Source organism: Streptomyces sp. ISL-36 (genome assembly GCF_018614205.1).
GTDB lineage: Bacteria > Actinomycetota > Actinomycetes > Streptomycetales > Streptomycetaceae > Streptomyces.
The window spans coordinates 1-20,787 of sequence record NZ_JAGGOS010000069.1; the positions used below are offsets into that span (position 1 = coordinate 1).

The 20,787-nt window shown below is 72.0% G+C and carries 17 protein-coding genes and 1 other RNA gene; 10 read left to right on the forward strand and 8 right to left on the reverse strand.

Going from position 1 to position 20,787, the window contains the following annotated elements:
• Positions 1-26: 26 nt before the first annotated feature.
• Positions 27-956 (reverse strand): ABC transporter permease, encoded by a 930-nt coding sequence (locus tag J7E93_RS18985; RefSeq protein ID WP_215071029.1) that lies wholly within the window; start codon positions 954-956, stop codon positions 27-29.
• A 126-nt stretch (positions 957-1,082) separates the two neighbouring features.
• Between J7E93_RS18985 and J7E93_RS18990 the strand changes: the two genes are divergently transcribed.
• Positions 1,083-1,694 carry a TetR/AcrR family transcriptional regulator gene (locus J7E93_RS18990; RefSeq protein WP_215071031.1) on the forward strand — a complete coding sequence of 204 codons (612 nt, stop codon included), beginning with the start codon at positions 1,083-1,085 and terminating at the stop codon, positions 1,692-1,694.
• Positions 1,695-1,886: 192 nt separating this feature from the next.
• Here J7E93_RS18990 and J7E93_RS18995 read toward each other — a convergent pair whose 3' ends face one another.
• From J7E93_RS18995 to J7E93_RS19010, 4 genes are all read right to left on the reverse strand, one after another.
• A complete protein-coding gene (locus tag J7E93_RS18995; RefSeq protein ID WP_251066762.1) occupies positions 1,887-2,690 on the reverse strand; it encodes a carbohydrate ABC transporter permease in 804 nt (267 codons plus the stop codon).
• Positions 2,691-2,749: 59 nt separating this feature from the next.
• Positions 2,750-4,075: a carbohydrate ABC transporter permease gene (locus J7E93_RS19000; RefSeq protein ID WP_374105404.1), complete on the reverse strand. Its 1,326-nt coding sequence runs from the start codon at positions 4,073-4,075 to the stop codon at positions 2,750-2,752.
• A 6-nt stretch (positions 4,076-4,081) separates the two neighbouring features.
• Positions 4,082-5,461 (reverse strand): ABC transporter substrate-binding protein, encoded by a 1,380-nt coding sequence (locus J7E93_RS19005; RefSeq protein ID WP_215071035.1) that lies wholly within the window; start codon positions 5,459-5,461, stop codon positions 4,082-4,084.
• A 305-nt stretch (positions 5,462-5,766) separates the two neighbouring features.
• On the reverse strand, positions 5,767-9,729 hold the full coding sequence (locus J7E93_RS19010; RefSeq protein WP_215071037.1) for an FtsK/SpoIIIE domain-containing protein: 3,963 nt from the start codon (positions 9,727-9,729) through the stop codon (positions 5,767-5,769).
• 432 nt (positions 9,730-10,161) lie between these two features.
• Between J7E93_RS19010 and J7E93_RS19015 the strand changes: the two genes are divergently transcribed.
• The 3 genes from J7E93_RS19015 to prfB all read left to right on the forward strand — a co-directional run bounded on the left by J7E93_RS19015 (position 10,162) and on the right by prfB (position 14,395).
• The gene (locus J7E93_RS19015; RefSeq protein WP_215071039.1) at positions 10,162-11,874 is read left to right on the forward strand and encodes a serine/threonine-protein kinase; all 1,713 of its coding nucleotides are present in this window, start codon (positions 10,162-10,164) and stop codon (positions 11,872-11,874) included.
• A gap of 117 nt (positions 11,875-11,991) precedes the next feature.
• Complete coding sequence (locus tag J7E93_RS19020) at positions 11,992-13,233, forward strand: serine/threonine-protein kinase (RefSeq protein ID WP_215071041.1); 1,242 nt, start codon at positions 11,992-11,994, stop codon at positions 13,231-13,233.
• A gap of 55 nt (positions 13,234-13,288) precedes the next feature.
• A complete protein-coding gene (gene prfB / locus J7E93_RS19025) occupies positions 13,289-14,395 on the forward strand; it encodes a peptide chain release factor 2 (protein ID WP_215071042.1) in 1,107 nt (368 codons plus the stop codon).
• A gap of 81 nt (positions 14,396-14,476) precedes the next feature.
• Here prfB and J7E93_RS19030 read toward each other — a convergent pair whose 3' ends face one another.
• Together J7E93_RS19030 and J7E93_RS37835 are read right to left on the reverse strand one after the other, a co-directional pair.
• A complete protein-coding gene (locus tag J7E93_RS19030) occupies positions 14,477-14,920 on the reverse strand; it encodes a type II toxin-antitoxin system VapC family toxin (RefSeq protein WP_215071044.1) in 444 nt (147 codons plus the stop codon).
• Positions 14,917-15,171: a CopG family transcriptional regulator gene (locus J7E93_RS37835; protein WP_215071046.1), complete on the reverse strand. Its 255-nt coding sequence runs from the start codon at positions 15,169-15,171 to the stop codon at positions 14,917-14,919. Before J7E93_RS37835 ends, J7E93_RS19030 begins: the two co-directional genes overlap by 4 nt.
• 409 nt (positions 15,172-15,580) lie before the next feature.
• Between J7E93_RS37835 and J7E93_RS19040 the strand changes: the two genes are divergently transcribed.
• The gene (locus J7E93_RS19040) at positions 15,581-16,258 is read left to right on the forward strand and encodes an LPXTG cell wall anchor domain-containing protein (RefSeq protein ID WP_215071048.1); all 678 of its coding nucleotides are present in this window, start codon (positions 15,581-15,583) and stop codon (positions 16,256-16,258) included.
• Between the two features lie 88 nt (positions 16,259-16,346).
• Here the strand turns inward: J7E93_RS19040 and J7E93_RS19045 are convergent, their stop codons facing one another.
• Positions 16,347-16,532, reverse strand: coding sequence for a hypothetical protein (locus tag J7E93_RS19045; RefSeq protein WP_215071050.1), 186 nt, complete (start codon positions 16,530-16,532; stop codon positions 16,347-16,349).
• A gap of 234 nt (positions 16,533-16,766) precedes the next feature.
• Between J7E93_RS19045 and ftsE the strand changes: the two genes are divergently transcribed.
• From ftsE to ssrA, 5 genes are all read left to right on the forward strand, one after another.
• Complete coding sequence (ftsE, locus tag J7E93_RS19050; RefSeq protein WP_215071052.1) at positions 16,767-17,456, forward strand: cell division ATP-binding protein FtsE; 690 nt, start codon at positions 16,767-16,769, stop codon at positions 17,454-17,456.
• Positions 17,457-17,493: 37 nt separating this feature from the next.
• Positions 17,494-18,411: a permease-like cell division protein FtsX gene (ftsX, locus tag J7E93_RS19055; protein WP_215071054.1), complete on the forward strand. Its 918-nt coding sequence runs from the start codon at positions 17,494-17,496 to the stop codon at positions 18,409-18,411.
• 78 nt (positions 18,412-18,489) lie between these two features.
• A complete protein-coding gene (locus J7E93_RS19060; protein WP_215071056.1) occupies positions 18,490-19,680 on the forward strand; it encodes a S41 family peptidase in 1,191 nt (396 codons plus the stop codon).
• An 18-nt stretch (positions 19,681-19,698) separates the two neighbouring features.
• Entirely contained in the window at positions 19,699-20,232 is a 534-nt protein-coding gene (smpB, locus tag J7E93_RS19065; RefSeq protein WP_251066759.1) for an SsrA-binding protein SmpB, read from the forward strand.
• Positions 20,233-20,366: 134 nt separating this feature from the next.
• Positions 20,367-20,759, forward strand: a transfer-messenger RNA (tmRNA) gene (gene ssrA / locus J7E93_RS19070).
• The last annotated feature ends 28 nt before the right edge of the window (positions 20,760-20,787 follow it).

Genomic DNA, 20,787 nt, shown 5'->3' on the forward strand with positions numbered 1-20,787 from the left:
CCAGGGCCTGCTCGTTCGGCATCTGCTCAGCCACGGCCGTAGGTCTCCTCTGCCTTCCAGAAGTAGATGAATCCGCCCGCGAACGTCACCAGCGCCCATCCGGCGGCGAGCGCCCAGACATGGGCCGGCAGCTGGTCGGCGGTGAAGCTCCCGACGAGTGCGAAGCGCATCAGGTCGATGTAGACGGCGGCGGGATTGGCCTGCAGAGCCGTGATCAGCGCGTCCGGGAGGCGGCCGCTCTCCGCCAGGTGCCGGATGGACCACATGGCGCCGGAGACGTACATCCAGGTGCGCAGCAGGAACGGCATCAGCTGCGCGATGTCCGGGGTGCGGGCGGCCAGGCGGGCCAGGGCGAGCGAGGCCCCGGCGTTGAAGAGCGACTGCAGGAGAAGTGCGGGGACGGCCAGGAGCCAGCTCCGGCGGGGGAACTCGCCGAAGCAGAACAGGATCGCGATCAGGGCGCAGAGCGACAGCGCGAGCTGCTGGAGCTGCTGGAGCGCGAGGGAGAGCGGAAGGCTCGCACGGGGGAAGTGCAGCGCGCGGACCAGCCCGAGGTTTCCGCTGATCGCGCGGGTGCCGCTCATGATCGACTGCGAGGTGAAGGTCCAGACGAAGATGCCCGTGATCAGGAACGGGACGTAGTCCGGGATGCCCTGCTGGACGTTCATCAGGACGCCGAAGATCAGGTAGTAGACCGCCGCGTTGAGCAGCGGGGTCATCATCTGCCAGAGCTGGCCCAGTCTCGCCTGGCTGTACTGGGCGGTGAGACGGGCGGTCGCGAACGCGCCGATGAAGGCGCGGCGCGACCAGAGCTGCCGGATGTACGAGGGGAGCGGGGGGCGGGCGCCGCTGACCGACAGGCCGTGGCGCAGGGCCAGTGCGCGCAGATCCTCGGCGGGGACGGTGGGCGTGGTGGGCGTAGTGGGCGTGGTGGGCGCGGCGGGGAGGGTGGGCACGGTGGTCGCTTTCGGGCTCCTTGACGACGGGACGGGTCCGTATCGTCGTTACGGGGAGGGTAGGGCGACCGTACGTCGGAACGCAACCGTCTCGTCGTGACGTGAGCGTTGGCTATCATCCTGGTCATGACCGAAGCCCCCGGCCCCGGACCCGCCCGCCGCGCCCCCGCCGGAGCCGCCGTGCTCCGCGAGGACGTCACGGAGGCCATTCGCGCCGCCGTCTTCGAGGAACTGGCCGCGGTCGGGTTCGCGCGCATGTCCATCGAGGGCATCGCCCGCCGCGCGGGCGTCGGCAAGACCGCCGTATACCGGCGCTGGAAGTCCAAGCTCTCGCTCGTCCTCGATCTCGTCGGCGCCTTCGCCGTCCAGGGGATGCCCGCGCCGGCGACCGGTTCCCTGTACGGGGACGTGCGCGCCCTCCTGGAGGTCGCCTCGCACGCCCTGCGCCACCCCGTGGCCTCGCAGGTGATCCCGGACCTGCTGGTGGAGGCCGCGCGGCAGCCGGAGATCGCCGCGGCGATCAGGGCGGCCCTGCTCGACGGCCAGCAGGGAGTGGTGGCGCAGGTGGTGCGGGAAGCCATCGGCCGCGGCGAACTCCCCGAGGGTGCGGACCCCGACCGGGCGCTCGACCTGGTCGTGGGACCGCTCTACTGGCGGCTCGTGGTGGTGCGAGGCGACCTTCCCCAGGGGTACCTGGACGATCTCGCGCGGTCGGCGGTGGCGGCGCTCATCGCCTGAGCCCAAGGCCCGAGTCCGAGACCCGACTCCGAGGCGTGAGTCCGAGGCGTGAGCCTGAGGCCCGAGCCCGAGGCGTGAGCCTGAGGCCCGAGTCCGAGGCGTGAGCCTGAGACCCGAGTCCGAGGCCTGAGCCCGAGACCCGAGACCCGAGCCTGAGGCCCGAGTCCCAGGCCCGAGCCCGTGGCGGCGCCCCTACTTCACCGCGCCCGCCATCACCCCCGACACGAACTGCCGCTGGAAGGCGAAGAAGACCGCCAGCGGAATCACCATCGACACGAACGCGCCCGGCGCCAGGACGTCGATGTTGTTCCCGAACTGCCGCACCTGCTGCTGCAGCGCCACCGTGATCGGCGGCGACTCGGAGTCCGCGAAGATCAGAGCGACCAGCATGTCGTTCCAGACCCACAGGAACTGGAAGATGCCGAGCGAGGCGATCGCCGGCCCGCCCAGCGGCATCACGACCCGCGTGAAGAGCCGGATCTCCCCCGCCCCGTCCAGCCGTGCCGCCTCCAGCAGCTCCCGCGGGATCTCCGCGAAGAAGTTCCGCAGCAGGAAGATCGCGAACGGCAGGCCGAAGGCGGTGTGGAAGAGCACGACCCCCAGCGTCGTCTCGAAGATGCCGATCGTGCCGAAGAGCTTCGAGACCGGGACGAGCGCGACCTGCACCGGTACCACCAGGAGCCCCACGACCACCAGGAACCACCAGTCCCGGCCCGGGAAGTCCAGCCACGCGAAGGCGTACCCGGCCAGCGAGCCGATGACGACGACGAGGACGGTCGCCGGCACGGTGATCAGCACGGTGGAGAGGAGTGAACCCGTGATCGTGTCGTTCGAGAGGAGGGCGGAGTAGTTCTCGGTGGTCAGCTGCGCCGGGGTGGTGAAGACCTGCCACCAGCCGCTCTCGCTGATGTCCGACGGTCCGCGGAGCGAGGAGAGCAGCAGCCCGACCGTGGGCATCAGCCAGAAGAGCCCCACGAGGACGAGGAAGATCCGCATCACACCGCCGGCGGCGCGGGCGGCGATCCGTGAGCCCAGGCCGCCTCCGTTCGACGCTGTCACCGGCGGGCCTCCCTTCGCATGCGGCGGATGTTGAAGGCCATCACCGGCAGTACGAGCAGCAGCAGGAGCACGGCGATGGCCGAGCCCACCCCGAGGTCCGCGTCCGTACCGAAGGACGAGCGGTACAACTGCAGCGCTAGCACGTTCGCGTCGTCCTGCGCCGAGCCCGGCGCGATGATGAAGACCAGGTCGAAGACCTTCAGCACGTTGATCACCAGGGTGACCAGGACGACGGCGAGGACCGGTGCGAGGAGCGGCACGGTGATCCGGCGGAAGACCTGCCACTCGTTCGCCCCGTCGACCCGGGCGGCTTCGAGGAGTTCACGGGGCACGCTCGCGAGACCGGCCGCGATCAGCACCATCGCGAACCCGGCCCACATCCACACGTAACTGCCGATGATGGCGGGGGTGACGAGCGAGGGGCCGAGCCACTCCACGCCGTTGTACTGCTCCCGGAAATTGCTCGCGGGCAGCCGCAGCCGGGTCCCGTCGGCGGCCGCCGGAAGGCTGAAGGTGCCGTCGGCGGCCGCCGTGGTGGACGCGACCACCGTGCCGTCCTCCCGTACGGCCTCGATACGCAGCCCCTTGAGGCCGCGCTCCTGCGGGTCGACGACGTTCGGCTTCCCGCCGCCGCCCTTGGTGAAGTCCAGCCAGGCGGCGCCGGTGATCCGGCCCTCCTCGGCAGGCGGTTCGTGCGCAGGCCGGGCGTCCTGCGGCATCTGCGCGGGCGCGACTCCGACCAGCGGCAGCCGCGCGATCTCTCCGGCACGGACCGGGTTCTTGGTGACGTACGCGCCACCGCCCGCCGCTTCCAGGGGGTGGACGGGCAGCGGACGCGCCTTCGGGAAGACGGAGGACTCGGCGAACGTGTCGTGGACACCGACCCAGACCGCGTTCGCCACGCCGCGGTCCGGGTCCTGCTCGTAGACCAGCCGGAAGATGATTCCGGCGGCGAGCATCGAGATCGCCATGGGCATGAAGACGATCAGCTTGAACGCCGTTCCCCAGCGCACCCGTTCGGTGAGCACCGCGAAGATCAGGCCGAGGGCGGTGGCGACGGTCGGGGCGAGGACCACCCAGATCGCGTTGTTCTGGACGGCGGTGAGGATGGTGTCGTCGGTGAAGAGCTCGACGTAGTTGTCGAGCCCGGCGAAGGCATCACCGGACTTGTCGAAGAACGAGCGGTAGACGGAGTACCCGATCGGGTAGACGACGAGCGCGCCGAGCAGCAGCAGGGCGGGGAAGAGGAACCCCACCGCCACTGCCTTACGGGTGCCGGTGACACTCCTGGTCGGTCCGGGCGGCTTGGGGGCCATGGTCATGGCGCCTCAGCTCTTGTACGCCTTGGCCGCGTCGGCCTCCAGCCGTGCCTGGGTCCCCGCGATGTCCTTGGGGTTCTTCAGGAAGTCCTGGAGCGCCTTCCACTCGCCCTTGCCGGGCGTCCCGCCGAACGACTGCGGCATCTGGTCCGACATGTCGAAGCGGAAGTCGTCCCCGGCCGCGATGAGGGCCTTGGCGATCTCGCGCTGCACGTCGTTGGGGTACGCCGCCGGGTCCAGGCTCTTGTTGGGCGAGATGAAGCCGCCGGCCTTCGCCCAGATGGCGGCCGCGTCCGGCGAGGCGAGGAAGGTCAGGAGCGCCTGCGCCCCCTTGGTGTCCTTCAGCGCCACGGCCGCGTCGCCGGCCGTCACCACCGGGGACTCCGCGCCCTCGCCGACGGCGGGGAAGGGGAACACCTTCGCGTCCGTACCGATCTTCGCACTGGTCTGCGCGATGTTGACCGTCACGAAGTCGCCCTCGAAGACCATCGCCCCCTTGGGCTGGTCGCCGCCGGTGAAGGTCTGGGTGACCGAGGCGGGGAACTCCGTCTGCAGTGCGCCGTCCGCGCCGCCCGCGAGCAGATTCGGCTTGCCGAACAGCTCACCGAGCGTGGTGAGCGCCCGGGTGACCGAGGCGTCCGTCCACTTGATCTGATGCTTGGCCAACTGGTCGTACTTCTCCGGGCCCGCCTGCGAGAGGTAGATGTTCTCGAACCAGTCCGTCAGCGTCCAGCCGTCCGCGCCGCCCACCGAGACGGGGGTGACGCCGGACGCGGAGATCGTCTCGGCGGTGGAGAGGAAGTCCTTCCAGGTCTTCGGCTCGGTGGCTCCCGCGTTCTCGAAGGCCGCGCTGTTGTACCAGATCAGGGACTTGTTGGCGGCCTTGAAGTACACGCCGTACTGGGTGCCGTCGACGGCGCCGAGATCCTGCCAGCCCTTGGAGTAGTGGGCGGCGAGCTGGGCCTTGGCCTCCGGGCCCACCGGCTTGATCCACTTTTGGGCGGCGGCCTGCTGGATCGCGCCGACCTGGGGGAGCATCGCCACGTCGGGCGGGGAGCCACCGGCGATCTTCGTACCGAGGAAGTTCACGATCGGGTCCTGGGCGGGCACGAAGGTGACCGTGGCGCCGGTGCGCTTCTCGAACTCCTTGAGGACCTTGGTGAAGTTCTCCTGCTCGGGGCCGGTCCAGACGGCCGCGACTTCGATCTTCTCGCCCTTCAGGGAAGGCAGGGAGAGACTCTTGCCGCCGGGGCTGCTGCTCGGCGGTTCGCCGGGGTCGGTGCCGTCGGCGCCGCCGCACCCGGCGAGGGTGAGGGCGCCGAGGGCGGTGAGGGTGGTGATCGCCGCCGCGGCCCTGCGTGTGCGAGGTGTACGAAGAGTTGTACGCATTGCTGCCCCGTCTCTCCTGTGCGCGTGCTCGTCCCGTGCGCGCGTGCTCCTGCTCATGCTCGTGCCGACAGGTCTACGCCGGGCGCTGGGGGCCCGCAATACCGCCTCGGGTGGGAACAGGGCGATCGTGATGGGCTCGTGACGTCCTGTCAGGCGGGTGGGGGCGGGTGGGGGCGGGTGTGTGCGGGCGCACGGACGGTGCGGCGGAGGTGAGCCGTCGGTGGACCGCGGCTCACCCGTCGGTGGATCTTTGTCGGCGCCGGGGTGGTGGTGTCGGTGGTGGTGGTGTCGGTGGTGGTGGTGTGTCAGCTGCGGACGGCGGGGGTGAGCGGAGGAACCGGCGTGGCGTCGACGGAGCGGGCGGCCCGGTCCAGGGCCGAGGCCAGCAGCGCCAGGTCGGTCGGGCCGTTGCCGAGTTCGCGGACGGGTCTGCGGGTGGGCGGGTCGCCCATCCGCTCCCACTCCAGCGGAACCACGGTCGGCCGGAGCGTCGCCGTGCGAGGGATCCGGCCGGTGACCCGGCCTGTCTGGAACGGGGTCACCCGCCCGTCGGGGTGCCCCAGCCTGCCCCGGCCGGGCGCGGGGTCGTCGGGGCCGGCCGCCACGGGGGCGGCGTCGAGCACGACCCGCAGCCGGGCGCCGTGGGCCAGTTCCGTGTCCGCCGTACGGTCCGGGCGGGCCGAGGCCGCGATCAGGTGCACGCCGAGCCGCTCGCCGCTGCGCGCCACGGCTTCGAGAGCCCGCACGACGGACCCGGCGGCGGGGCGCCCCGGCGACCCGAGAGCGGGTGCCACGAGCGCGTCGAAGTCGTCGACGAGGACGACGAGCCGGGGGAGGGGCGCGCCTGCCTCCCACGCGGCGGCGGTGCCGCCGGCGCCGCTGACGGGGTCGGCTGTTTCCGCGCGTGCCTCGGAGCGTGGCTCCGAGCGTGGATCGACCTGTGGGTCGTGACGCGGGTCGTGACGCGGGTTCTGGCGCGGGTCGTGACGGGGGTCGGTCCGCAGGTGCAGGGTCGCTCCGTTGTGCGGGTCGCGTTCCCCGCCGGGGTGGGGCACCCGGCCGGAGGTCTCGCCGTCAGGGGCCCGTCGGGGCAGCCTGCCGCTCGGGCGGTCACCGAGGTCGTCCGCGCCCGGCCGCGCGGTGCGGGTGCTGGGCCGGTCTCCGAGGTCCGCGTCACTCGTACGGAGGGTGCGGCCACTGGGGCGGTAGGTCAGTTCGTCGGCGCCCGTGCGCACCGTCCGGCCGCTGGGGCGGGCCTGGAGGTCGTCGCCGACCGGCTGGGGTTCGCGGGGGTCATGGGCGCCGGGGCGGGCGCCGATCGCTCCCGCGCCCGTGCGCAGGGTCCGGCTGCTGGTTCGGTCGGCGGAGGAGCGGTCGGTGGCCCGGTCGGCGGAGGAGTGCTCGGTGACGGAGCCGTTGGTGAGGGAGCCGTCGGCCGTGCGGGAGACCCGGCCGCTCGGGGTGTCGGCGAGGGCGCCCGGCGTGCGGGCGTCGGGGATGCGGGCGGTCGTGCGGGCGCCCGGCGACACCGTCTCCGCCGCGCTCGGCGTGCGCTGGCCGATCAGACGAGCGGCGCCCCGGCGGTCGGCGAAGTGCCCGTCCCCCAGGATCTCCGCACGGCGCTTCAACTCGGCGCCCAGCGCCTGCGCGAACTCGCGCATCCGCACCGGGTCCGAGGCGACCAGATGCTCGGTGACGTGCGGCAGCTCCGTACAGGCGGCCAGGCCCTCGCCCCGCTCGCCCCCGGCGCCGTCGACCAGGAGCAGCCCGAGCCGGTCCGGGCGGCCTCCGGCCGCCAGGGACGCGGCGATCGACCGGAGCAGCTCCGTGCGTCCACTGCCCGCAGGCCCTTCGATCAGCAGGTGCGGACCCTCCTGGGTGAGGTCGACCGAGACCGGCCCGCGCGGTCCGGCGCCCAGGACGGCCGTCCCGTCGCTCGCGGAGGCCCAGCGGGCCATCAGCGAGGCGGGGGTGGCCCGGGCGAGACCGAGCTCGTCGAGCAGCCGGGCCGACCGGGGGAGCGCCGCGGCGGAGGCCCGCCCGTGCGGGGCGGGCGCGTCGGTGCGCAGCGGGGCGAGCGCCCGCGCGAAGCGCTCCGCCCAGGCGACCGAGACCGCGTCCACCACACCGACGGTGCCGTGTCCCGCGGCCCTGCCTCCCGCCGTACGCAGCAGCCGCAGCGCCGTCGCCACGTCGCCGCTGAGCAGGGCGACCGCCCCGCACTCGCGGAAGGCGAGCGAGGCCGCGCACGCGCTCTCGTAGGTCGCCGCGACCGGGGAGACGGGCGAGGCGGCCGGAGCCTCGGCCAGACAGAGGAGGTGGATGCCCGCCGCCCTCCCTGCTCCGGCGAGCCGCGCGGTCGTCTCGCGCAGGGCCGCGGAACCTGGGTCGCCGTCCACGATCACGATCGTGACCGGTCCTTCGTGGCGCGCCGCCGCCTCGGCGACGGCCGCGCGGTCGGCGCTCGGCCAGCCGGGCCCGAGCGGTCCGTCGTCCAGCCGCCGGGTGAGCTCGGACGTACGGGCGTGGGCCTGATCGCGGTCGTACGCGAGGAGGAGGCGGCAGTCCTGGCCGTGCGCCGGGCGGAGGTGCGGGAGCCAGCCGAGCCAGCCCCAGGCACGGCGCCGTTCCTCCAGGGAACGGTTCCGGTCCGCGCTGATCAGCACGATCTCCAGGTCGGAGGGCGCGTGCAGGGCCGCGAGCTGGGCCACGACGGAGCGGGCGAGCCCGGCGAGCCGGTTGCCGGGCCCCGCGAGCCCGAGCGATCCGACCTCCCGCAGGCCGACGGTGACCGGCACACCGGCGAGCTCGGCCCGGTCGGTCGTGCCGAGCCGGACCACCAGGGCCTCGGGATGGTCCGTGCTCCGCTCCCAGAGCCGAGGGCCGGGACCGAGAGCGGTGAGCAGCACGGCGGCCGGGTCGGGCCAGGTCTCGGCGGACGGCAGCCGGCCGGCTGCCAGGGCCGTACCGGACGAGGCGCCGGCGGTTTGGGCACCGGCCTCGGCCGTCGCAGGCAGCTCCTCCTCCTTGGCACCCGCGAACCGCCGGGCCCAGGCTCCTATGCCGCGCCTGCCCCGAGAGGCCTGGAGGGGGGCCTGGCGCCGGGTCTGCCGGGTCCTGCTGTGTCCTTCGCCGCCATCGCCCTCGCCGTCCCGGCCGTCGGCCTCGGCGCGTGCGTGGGTGGGGGAGCCGCCGTGCGTGTCGTCCTGGGACCGCGGGCCCGCGCCGGAAGCGAGGCCGCGGCCGGGACCCGGCTCGGCCACCGTGCCGGAGCCGGCGCCGTACGTCTCGTACGTACCGGGGGCCGGGCCGCCTCGGCGGTGACCGTGACCGTCCTGCTCCGGCCGGGCGCCGGCCCCGTGGCCGTGCCCGAGCTCGTACGCACGCCCTGGCGCGGGCGCCTGCCCGTGCCCGTACGCGCCGCGGTCGTGTCTGCCGGAACCCACGGACGCGTCCGCACCCGCACCCGTACCCGCACCCGAGTCCGAGCCGATGCCCGAGCCGGTGTCCGTCCCGTTGGCGCCGCCGTAGCGCGCCCCTGAGCCCCCGCGCCCGCCCGCGCCGGAGCTCGCCCCGGTCCCGTACGCCTCCGCCTCCCGCGTGGCCGCTGTCTCCCGCCCGAGATCCACCCGCAGGTGGCCCTCGCCGTCCGGGGCCGTCGCCAGCGAGTCCGTACCGCAGCCGCCCGGTTCCGCGAGGCGGAGGGCGGACTCACCGAGGCGGAGCAGGGCGCCGGGCAGCAGCCGGACCGGGCGGGCACCGACCGCCGCGCCGTCCAGGGTCGTGCCGTTCGTGGAGCCGAGGTCCGCGACCGTGATCCGGCCGTCGCCTCCGACGGTCACCGTGCAGTGCACCCGGGAGACGTCCGGGTCGTCGAGCGGCACATCGGCGTCCAGGGAACGGCCGACCCTGATCGGGCCGCCGTGCAGCAGATGCACCCCGCCCGCGTCGGGCCCCGCGACCACATGAAGCCGGGCCTGGGCTTCCTCACCGAGCCGCTCGTCCTCGCCGGGGACCTGGAGCGTGAGCACCGCACCGTCGACGAGCGGCGGCTCGCCCAGCGCGCAGCGGCGGGTGTCGAGCCGCTCACGGCCCGCGTAGAGCACGGTCGTGCCGGAGGTGGAGGCGTCGGGGCCGGCGACGGCAGTGGCCAGCGCGGAGGCCACGGCGGAGAGGGCCGTCCCCGCCGGAGCGGTGACGAGCACGTCGCAGGCGCGTCCGGCGCCGTGGCCGGCGTGCGGCGCGAGGACGGTCAGCCGGATCTGCATCGCCGTCAGCGGTCCCTTCTGCGCGTGGTGCTCGGCAGGGGAACCGCCCCGTCTCTCCCCCCACCCGGCACGGACGCGTCGTCCGGTACAGGTCGGCACGGCGCAGGGGCTCCCGACCCCTGATGCGACGTGCTGGAGGCATCCTCGCACCTGCCGCCGACAACACGCCCGCGGGTCGCCTCCAAGTGATCTTGAATGGTCGGCTGTGGACGTAAAAGTGCCTGGTTGGGCACGTCGGGCGTCGCTTCTCGCAACCCGCGGTACGACAAACGCGTCTTGTTTTCGGACAAGTCCGGCGTCGGAATCAGCCAGGGACGACCGCTGGGTGACCCGTTCGGCGGCACTAAAGTGGGTCGGACACCCGGAGGGGTCACAACACATACAGGGACCCCGGGGACCACCCAGGACCACGATCAGCAGGGAGCGCGTGACGTGCGGCCAATCGGCAGCAAGTACCTGCTCGAGGAGCCGCTCGGACGCGGCGCCACGGGCACCGTCTGGCGAGCCCGCCAGCGGGAGGCGGCGGGCGCCGAGGCCGCCGTTCCGGGCCAGCCCGGAGAGACCGTGGCCATCAAGGTCCTCAAGGAGGAGCTGGCCAACGACGCGGACATCGTGATGCGCTTCCTGCGCGAGCGCTCCGTGCTGCTCCGGCTCACCCACCCCAACATCGTGCGCACCCGGGACCTGGTCGTCGAGGGCGATGTCCTCGCCCTCGTCATGGACCTCGTCGAGGGCCCGGACCTGCACCGCTACCTCCGTGAGAGCGGCCCGCTCACCCCGGTCGCCGCCGCGCTCCTCACCGCGCAGATCGCCGACGCGCTCGCCGCCAGCCACGCCGACGGTGTGGTCCACCGCGACCTGAAGCCCGCGAACGTCCTGCTCGCCGAGCGCGACGGCCAGATGCACCCGATGCTCACCGACTTCGGCATCGCGCGCCTCGCGGACTCCCCGGGGCTGACCCGTACGCACGAGTTCGTCGGCACGCCCGCGTACGTCGCGCCGGAGTCCGCCGAGGGCCGCCCCCAGACCTCGGCCGTCGACATCTACGGCGCGGGCATCCTGCTCTACGAGCTGGTCACCGGTCGTCCCCCGTTCGCGGGTGGCACGGCCCTCGAGGTGCTGCACCGGCACCTCAGCGAGGAACCGCGCCGTCCCTCGACCGTCCCCGGCCCGCTGTGGACGGTGATAGAGCGCTGCCTCAGCAAGAACCCGGACCAGCGGCCCAGCGCCGAGAACCTGGCCCGTGGGCTGCGTGCGGTCGCCGCCGGCATCGGCGTCCACGCCACGCCCGCGCAGATCGAGGCGGCCGACGGCGTCGGCGCCCTGCTCGCGCCCGACCCCTCGCCCGCTCCGGTCCCGGAGACGCCCGGAGCGGCCGATCCGACCCAGGTGCTGCCCAGCGGCGGTGGAGCGCACCAGTACGACCCGGCCGCGGCGACGAGCGTCATGCCCACCAGCGGCCCGACGGGCGGACCGGGCGGCGGCGCCGATCCGACCGCGGTCATGCCTCCCGTACCGCCGCAGCCTCCCCAGGCTCTGCAGGGCGAGGAGCCGCACCCCTGGCAGAGCCAGCTGCGCGCCGCCCGGGACCGCAACGAGCAGACGCAGGTGCAGTACCTGGATCCGAGTCAGGACCCGCTGCGCCGTCGTCCGCAGCGCCAGCCGCAGCCGCCGCAGCATCAGCCGCAGTCGCAGCAGTACGCGCAGCAGCCACCGCAGTACCAGCAGCCCCAGCGCCCGCCGCAGCGGCAGCAGTACGCCCCGCAGCACCAGCCTCAGCACCAGCAGTCCCCGCAGCAGTACGCGCCGGCCCCGCAGCCCCGGCAGCAGTACGCGCCTCCGCAGCCGCCGCCCCAGGCGCCGGCCCCGCGAGAGCCGCGGCAGCCGCGGCAGCGCAGCGCGAATCCGATGCGGATCCCGGGGCTCGGGTGCCTGAAGGGCTGCCTGGTCACGATCGTGCTGTTCGTGATCGCGGGCTGGCTCATCTGGGAGCTGACCCCGCTCCAGAGCTGGATCGCCGAGGGCAAGAGCTACTGGGAGGCCATCGGCGACATGATCTCGACCGTGTCCACCTGGGTCTCCGACCTCGGCGGCACGGACAGCGGCGGTACCACCGGCGGTGCTACCGGCGGTACGGGGCAGTAGGAGACGGCAGTACTGCCGATTTATCGACTTCCGAGGGGTGATTTCCCCTCGGAAGTGACGGCGGGCGCCCGCGGACGCGTAACTTTGTCGCGACCGCCAGCCGCTGAGGGAGCAGTCTTGGCACGGAATATCGGCAGCCGCTACACGGCCCACCAGATCCTCGGGCGGGGCAGCGCCGGCACGGTGTGGCTCGGCGAGGGCCCCGAGGGCCCCGTCGCCATCAAGCTGCTGCGCGAGGACCTGGCATCGGACCAGGAGCTCGTCGGCCGCTTCGTCCAGGAGCGCACCGCCCTGCTCGGGCTCGACCACCCCCGGGTGGTCGCCGTCCGCGACCTCGTCGTCGACGGCAACGACCTCGCGCTCGTCATGGACCTGGTCCGCGGCACCGACCTCCGCACCCGGCTCGACCGGGAACGCCGGCTCGCCCCCGAGGCGGCCGTCGCGATCACCGCCGACGTCGCCGACGGCCTCGCCGCCGCGCACGCCGCGGGGGTCGTCCACCGGGACGTCAAGCCGGAGAACATCCTCCTCGACATGGAGGGCCCGCTCGGCCCCGGCGGCGCCCATCCGGCGCTCCTCACCGACTTCGGCGTCGCCAAGCTCATCGACACGCCGGGCCGCACGAAGGCGACCCGGATCATCGGTACGCCCGACTACCTGGCCCCCGAGATCGTCGAGGGCCTGCCGCCGCGCGCCGCGGTCGACATCTACGCCCTCGCGACCGTCCTGTACGAGCTCCTGGCCGGCTTCACGCCCTTCGGCGGGGGCCACCCGGGCGCCGTGCTGCGCCGCCACGTCACCGAGACGGTCGTCCCGCTCCCCGGCATCCCCGAGGAGCTGTGGCAGCTCATCGTCCAATGCCTCGCCAAGGCCCCGGCCTCCCGCCTGCGCGCCTCGGAGCTCGCCGCCCGCCTGCGGGACGTCCTGCCGCTGCTCGCCGGGATCCCGCCGCTCGACGTGGACGAGCCGGACGCCGAGCCCGCTCCGGAGACGCAGGAGGAGGACCCGTATCCGACGCGCGCCGAGGGCAGCGCCCCGCGCCGCGCCGCCGTCCCCCTGGTCCCCGGCGCCTCACCCGACTCCAACCGGGACACCCACACCTCCATGCGGGTCCCCGCCCCCGACGAGCTCGCCGGCGGCCCCCTGGGCACGGCCCGCGCCCCCCGCCCGGCCGGCGCCCGGCGCCCCGGCTCGGCCCGCCACAAGGCGGAGGCGGTCCGCAAGCGCCGTATCACCCTGTCGATCGCGGCGGTCGTGGTCATCGGCGCGCTGGGTGCGGGCGGCTACCTGGCGACCGCGGGTGACTCCGACGCACCGCCGCAGGACTCCAAGACCTCGTCGCAGCCCCAGGAGCCCTAGGGGTCACGGCCATGGGGAGGGACGGGGATTTGCGGGGAGCCGTTACGCTGGACGCGTGGCAGTCGTCGATGTATCCGAAGAGCTGAAGTCCCTCTCCTCGACCATGGGGTCGATCGAGGCCGTCCTGGACCTCGAAAAGATGAGGGCCGACATCGCCGTGCTCGAAGAGCAGGCCGCGGCCCCGTCCCTCTGGGACGACCCGGAGGCGGCGCAGAAGATCACCAGCAAGCTTTCGCACCTCCAGGCCGAGGTCCGCAAGGCCGAGGCCCTGCGCAGCCGGATCGACGACGTCGGTGTGCTCTTCGAGCTCGCCGAGGAGATGGACGACCCGGACACCCGCGCCGAGGCGGAGACGGAGCTCGTCTCCGTCCGCAAGGCGCTGGACGAGATGGAAGTCCGTACGCTCCTCTCCGGCGAGTACGACGAGCGCGAGGCCCTGGTCAACATCCGCGCCGAGGCGGGCGGCGTCGACGCCGCCGACTTCGCCGAGCAGCTCCAGCGCATGTACCTGCGCTGGGCCGAGCGGCACGGCTACGGCACGGAGGTCTACGAGACCTCGTACGCGGAAGAGGCCGGCATCAAGTCGACCACCTTCGTGGTGAAGGCCCCGTACGCCTACGGCACGCTCTCGGTCGAGCAGGGCACGCACCGCCTGGTCCGCATCTCCCCCTTCGACAACCAGGGCCGCCGCCAGACCTCCTTCGCGGGCGTCGAGATCCTCCCGGTCGTCGAGTCGTCCGACCACGTCGAGATCGACGAGTCGGAGCTGCGCGTGGACGTCTACCGCGCGTCGGGCCCGGGCGGCCAGGGCGTCAACACGACCGACTCGGCGGTGCGCATCACGCACCTCCCGACCGGCATCGTGGTCTCCTGCCAGAACGAGCGCTCCCAGATCCAGAACAAGGCGAGCGCCATGAACGTCCTCCAGGCCAAGCTCCTCGAGCGCCAGCGCCAGGAGGAGCGCGCCAAGATGGACGCCCTGAAGGGCGACGGCGGAAGCTCCTGGGGCAACCAGATGCGCTCGTACGTCCTCCACCCGTACCAGATGGTCAAGGACCTGCGGACCGACTTCGAGGTCGGCAACCCGCAGGCGGTCCTGGACGGCGAGATCGACAGCTTCCTGGAGGCGGGCATCCGCTGGCGCAAGCAGACGGAGAAGTAGGAAGCGCTCCTTCCGCACGACGCCGGGCCCGTCACACCTATGCGTGTGACGGGCCCGGCGTCGTTGTCCGTCGAGCCGGCGCTACAGGGGCAGATCGTCGGGGAGGACGCGGAAAACCTTGTGGCGGCCGAGGGTGTGTACCGCGCGGAAGTGGCGGCGGTCGAGGGTGAGAACGGCGTCGGTGTCGTAGTCGGCGGCGAGCGCCACGTTGACCGCGTCGGCGAGGTCGAGGCCCAGCGCCGCGTAGCGTGCGCGTACGGACTGGGCGGCCCCGAGATGGTCCTCGGTGATCTCCGGCACGGAGACCCGGCCGCGCCGCATCCACCGCCGGATGTCGTCCACGGCGCTGACCGCCGCCTCCCGGCCGAGCTCGCGGGTCGCGACGTGGTCGAGCTCGGCGAGGAGAAGAGGGGACATGATGAGGAGCCCGGCGGCCATGATCGCTTCGTTCGCCGCGTGATGCTCGGGGTGGGTGGAGTCGAGCGCGGCGATGAGGCCGGACGTGTCGGCCACGACGATGATCACGCGGCGGTTCCGGTCTCCCGCTGCACCGCGTCGGCGACCGCTTCCCGGACATCGGGTCGGGAGGGTGTACGGCCCGTCCCCTCGAAGGTCCGCGAGAAGAGCGGCTCCTCCCAGACGCGGTTGGCCATGGCGGCGAGGTGGATGCCCTGCCGGATGATCTCGGCCTCGCTGATGCCGCGACGCGTGGCCGCCTCTTTGATGATGGCGAGGTCTTCGGGGTCGGCGTAGACGTTGGTTCGCTTCATCGGCATGTACCAAGCGTAGTCCATGTACCAGATTGATGTATGGGGCAGGGGGCGGGGTGCTGTCGACGACGAAGGCGCCGGACCGGTCGGCGGACGGTACGGGTGATTCGCGGGCGCAAGCGGAAACGGGTGTTGCAGGGCGCTTTGTCGACAAGGGAACTGGCGTGGGGCGGGCGGAAGTTCGGCGTTTACGTCACAGTTGCATCCCCGCATGGCGGGCAACTGGTGATCTTTCGGGCATCGCACGCGCAACGACCTTGACGCGTATGCGGAAACTCGGAAGGGTGGCACGCGGCATGCGTATCTCTGGGGCGCGTGTGAACGGGGGCCGGGTCAGTGAGAGTGACCGCACCCCAGTGTCCGAGCCCCCGAGCGCTGCTCCATGACGAGATGAGCTACTGGGGGTAGCAGCCAGATGACCAAGAAGACGCGCGTTCGTATCGCGCGGATAGCCGCCGGTGCCGTGATTGCCGCCGGCGCGTCGCTCACCGCGGCGGGCGCCGCTCAGGCCGTCGGTGGCGAGCTGACCATCGGTTTCGATGTCGAGCTGCCGGACGCGGACCCGACCTGCATTCCGGGCGAGCCCGGCTGCGAGGTGCCGCCGACGACTCCGCCGACCGTGCCGCCGACGACGGAGCCCACCACGCCGCCGACTGTGCCGCCGACCGTGCCGCCGACGATTCCGCCGACCGTCCCGCCGACGACCCCGCCGACGACGCCGCCCACCACGCCGCCGACGACCCCGCCGACGACGACGCCCACGACCCCGCCGACGACGGAGCCCACCACGCCGCCGACGACGGAGCCCACGGACGGGCCGACGACCAGCCCGACCACGCCGGGTGACGACTCCACCGAGGGCCCGGGCACCTGCACCGTCGACCTCGACGGTGCCGAGTGTGTCGACAACAACCCCGACACCAACAACGGCGGCTCGACCCCCGTCGAGCAGGGCAAGGCCAAGGAGGAGCTGGCCGAGACCGGCGCCGCCGAGACCTCGTTCCTGATCATCGGTGCCGCCACGATGATCGCCGGTGGCATCGGCTTCCGGATGCTTCCGCGCCTTGTCGCCGGTGGACGTACCGCCGTCTGAGGCATGTGACGCAACGACGAAGGGCCGGGGGACTTCCCCCGGCCCTTCGTCGGCCTACAGGCCCTTTCCGGCCCGTACATACGTCTCGCTAGGTGGTCTGCAGCGCCGCGAGCAGCGCCACCGCCACCACCAGAGCGACGATCAGAGTCAGCAGCTTCGCCGGAGTCAGGCCCGTCGACGGGTCCAGGCGTTCCCGGTTCGCGCGGCAGACGCGGCAGCGGCCCTCTGCGACGGGGGCCGCGCAATTGGCGCACACCAATCGGTCGTAGGTCATGCGCTCTCCTCTCCCGCACGGGGATCCACACCGGCTCAACGCTCGGCGGCACCCGGGCGTTCCCCCTACCACTGTGCCAGCTCCGGAGCGTTTCGGCGCGCCCCGTCGGATTGCACCCGTTCCGCCCGAAAGGACGAAAAGGATAAAGCACGCAAGCCCGGACCGCGACTGCGCGGGCCATCCCCGGTCGCGTAAGGTCGCGCACACCTACTCCCGGCCGACCGTGGTGCATCCGTGATCCGATTCGACAACGTCTCCAAGTCCTATCCGAAGCAGAACCGCCCCGCCCTGCGGGACGTGTCCCTGGAGATCGAGAAGGGGGAGTTCGTCTTCCTCGTCGGTTCCTCAGGCTCCGGAAAGTCGACTTTCCTTCGGCTGATCCTGCGCGAGGAGCGCTGCAGCCACGGCCAGGTGCACGTCCTCGGCAAGGACCTGGCCCGGCTGTCCAACTGGAAGGTGCCGCACATGCGCCGCCAGCTGGGGACGGTCTTCCAGGACTTCCGCCTGCTGCCCAACAAGACCGTCGCCGAGAACGTGGCCTTCGCCCAGGAGGTCATCGGCAAGCCCCGCGGCGAGATCCGCAAGGCCGTGCCCCAGGTCCTCGACCTCGTCGGCCTCGGCGGCAAGGAGGACCGCATGCCGGGCGAGCTGTCCGGTGGTGAGCAGCAGCGCGTCGCCATCGCCCGCGCCTTCGTCAACCGGCCCATGCTGCTGATCGCCGACGAGCCCACCGGCAACCTCGACCCGCAGACCTCCGTCGGCATCATGAAGCTGCTCGACCGCATCAACAGGACAGGGACCACCGTCGTCATGGCGACGCACGACCAGAACATCGTCGACCAGATGCGCAAGCGCGTCATCGAGCTCGAAAAGGGCCGTCTCGTCCGTGACCAGGCGCGCGGCGTCTACGGATACCAGCACTGAGCCCGTAGCCATCAGTCAGTAGGAGAAGGCAGAACCCATGCGCGCTCAGTTCGTGCTCTCCGAGATCGGTGTCGGTCTTCGGCGCAATCTCACGATGACCTTCGCCGTCATCGTCTCCGTAGCCCTCTCGCTCGCCCTCTTCGGCGGCGCGCTGCTCATGCGCGAGCAGGTCAGCACGATGAAGGACTACTGGTACGACAAGGTCAACGTCTCCATCTTCCTCTGCAACAAGAACGACGCGGCCACCTCCACCAAGTGCGCCAAGGGCGCGGTGACGGCCCAGCAGAAGGAGCAGATCGAGGCCGATCTGAAGAAGATGGACATCGTGGACACGGTCATCCACGAATCCACCGACGAGGCGTACAAGCACTACAAGGAGCAGTACAGCGACACCGCCATCGCCTCCGTCATCACGCCGGACCAGATGCAGGAGTCGTTCCGGGTCAAGCTGCACGACCCGGAGAAGTACAAGGTCGTCGCCACCGCCTTCGCCGGCCGGGACGGGGTCGAGTCCGTCCAGGACCAGCGCAACATCCTGCAGAACCTCTTCGACCTGATGAACGGCATGAACATCGCCGCGCTCGGCGTCATGGGACTGATGCTGGTCATCGCGCTCATGCTGATCGTCAACACGGTGCGCGTCTCCGCCTTCAGCCGACGGCGTGAGACCGGCATCATGCGGCTGGTCGGCGCCTCCAGCTTCTACATCCAGATGCCGTTCATCATGGAGGCCGCCTTCGCCGGACTCCTCGGCGGCGCCGTCGCCTGCATCATGCTGCTGGTCGGCCGGTACTTCCTGATCGACCACGGCATCGCGCTCGCCGACAAGATGCAGCTCGTCAACTTCATCGGCTGGGACGCCGTTCTCGCCAAGCTGCCGCTCGTCATCGCCATCGGGCTGCTGATGCCCGCCCTGGCCGCTTTCGTGGCGCTGCGCAAGTACCTCAAGGTGTGACAAGCGACGCGTGAGTGAGCGGGGCGCCGTACGGTCAACCACCGTACGGCGCCTTTCGCTTGTCCTAGAGTGGGCGCCATGCCGGCCGGCCCCGGGCTGCGTCCCGACCACTGTCTCCGGCCCCGCGGAGTCCTCCGTGGGGCCGCTCTGACGTTGGTCTTCGCCGGGGTGCTCGCCACCGCCGCCGCCACCGGATCGCTGCCCCGGCAGGAGCCGGACGCCGTGAAGACCGTACGGGCCACGCCCTCGCGGGCGACCGTCGACCGGACCGCCCTCGCCCGCGCCGCCGCCGAGGCGATGGCGGACGGGAAGTCCGGCAAGAAGGCCGCCGAGGAGTTCGTCAGCCGCAGCGGCGACCGCTGGGGCGCGGTGTACGACCAGGCGGAGTACGAGGAGTTCGAGCAGGCCCTCGACGGCTCGTACACCGGCGTCGGGCTCTCCGCGCGCAAGGCCGGCCCGGGGCGGGTCGAGATCAGCCGTGTCCGGGCCGGTGGTCCCGCCGCCCGCGCCGGACTGCGCGCCGGCGACCGCCTCGTCACCGTCGACGGGCGCCCCGTCGGCGGCCTCTCGGTCTCCGAGGCCGTCTCCCTGCTGCGCGGCGACGGCGTCCCCGGCACCACCGTCGTGCTCGGCGTGGAGCGCGGCCGCTCCGCCTGGACCGAGACCCTGAGCCGGGCCCGGCTGTCCACCGAGGACGTCATCGTGCGCCGCCTCGACGACGGGACGGTGCTGATCAAGGTGTCCGCCTTCACCAAGGGTGCGGGCGAACGGGTACGGGCGGCGGTACGCAGCGCCCCGGCCGGCTCGGGAGTCCTGCTGGACCTGCGGGGCAACGCCGGAGGCCTGGTCACCGAGGCCGCCGTCGCCGCCTCCGCCTTCCTCGACGGCGGCCTGGTCGCCACGTACGACGTCGACGGCGAGCAGCGCGCGGTGTACGCCCAGAGAGGCGGGGACACCGTCCGGCCCGTGGTGGCGCTGGTCGACGGCGGCACGATGAGCGCGGCCGAGCTCCTGACCGGCGCCCTCCAGGACCGCGGCCGGGCGATCACCGTCGGTTCGCGGACCTTCGGCAAGGGCGCGGTGCAGATGCCGAGCACCCTGCCCGACGGTTCCGTCGCCGAGCTGACCGTCGGCCACTACCGCACCCCCGCCGGGCACGGCGTCGACGGCCGCGGCATCACCCCGGACCTGACCGTCGGCGACGCCGGCGGCGAACGGGCCGAGGAACGGGCGAGAACGGTATTGAGTGGCCTCGGAGGGGGCTCGTAGTGCGAAAATGGCCGCACTATGGCAAAGGGACTGGTCAACGTACAGGGCAAGCCGGCGGCGAAGAAGGACAAGGAGCCGGAGCGCAAGCTCATCGCGCAGAACAAGAAGGCGCGGCACGACTACCACATCATCGACACCTACGAGTGCGGGCTCGTGCTCATGGGCACCGAGGTGAAGTCACTCAGGATGGGCCGGGCGTCGCTGGTCGACGGCTTCGTCCAGATCGACCGGAACGAGGCGTGGCTGCACAACATCCATGTCCCCGAGTACTTCCAGGGGAGCTGGACCAACCACGCCGCGAAGCGGAAGCGCAAGCTGCTGCTGCACCGCGAGGAGATCGACAAGCTGGAGTCGAAGTCGCAGGAGACGGGACACACGATCGTGCCCCTCGCGCTGTACTTCCTCAACGGCCGGGTCAAGGTCGAGATCGCGCTCGCCAAGGGCAAGAAGGAGTACGACAAGCGGCAGACTCTCCGCGAGAAGCAGGACACGCGGGAGACCAACCGCGCGATCGCGGCGGCGAAGCGGCGCCAGCGGGCCGCGCAGGCCTGACGCCGGGGCCACGCAGGACTGAGCCGGCGGCCCGGCCGCTGCGGCCCGCGGGAATACGCTGGCGACGGCGCGCGTTGGTCACGTACGATGGGGCACGCACCTCACAGCGGGTGCGCGCATTGAAAAATCAACATGGGGATGATCGGTTTCGACAGCGGATGTCGAAGCAGGGGAAGCGTGTCGAGGAAGCGGCAATGATCTCGTAAACCATATGTCGCAACCAATAATCGCCAACTCCAAGAGCGATAACTCCCGCTTCGCCCTCGCTGCCTAATTTTAGGTAACGAGTAGAAGCCTCTGTGAGGAGCGTCAGCCCGGGGGTGGTCCCGACCCGGATCCTGGCGTCATCAAGGGATCTAAACCTCTAGCCCCGGTCACGGGGGCCTGAGGGAAATCAAACAGTGACTGAGCCCGTCGGAGACTTGTCCGCGTGATCTCCGGGGCTGAGAAACTCCTAGCGGACTGCACACGGAGAAGCCCTGATTCTGCACCGTTGGACGCGGGTTCGATTCCCGCCATCTCCACCGAGCGTCCGAGTGGGTCACCCCGCCCGGA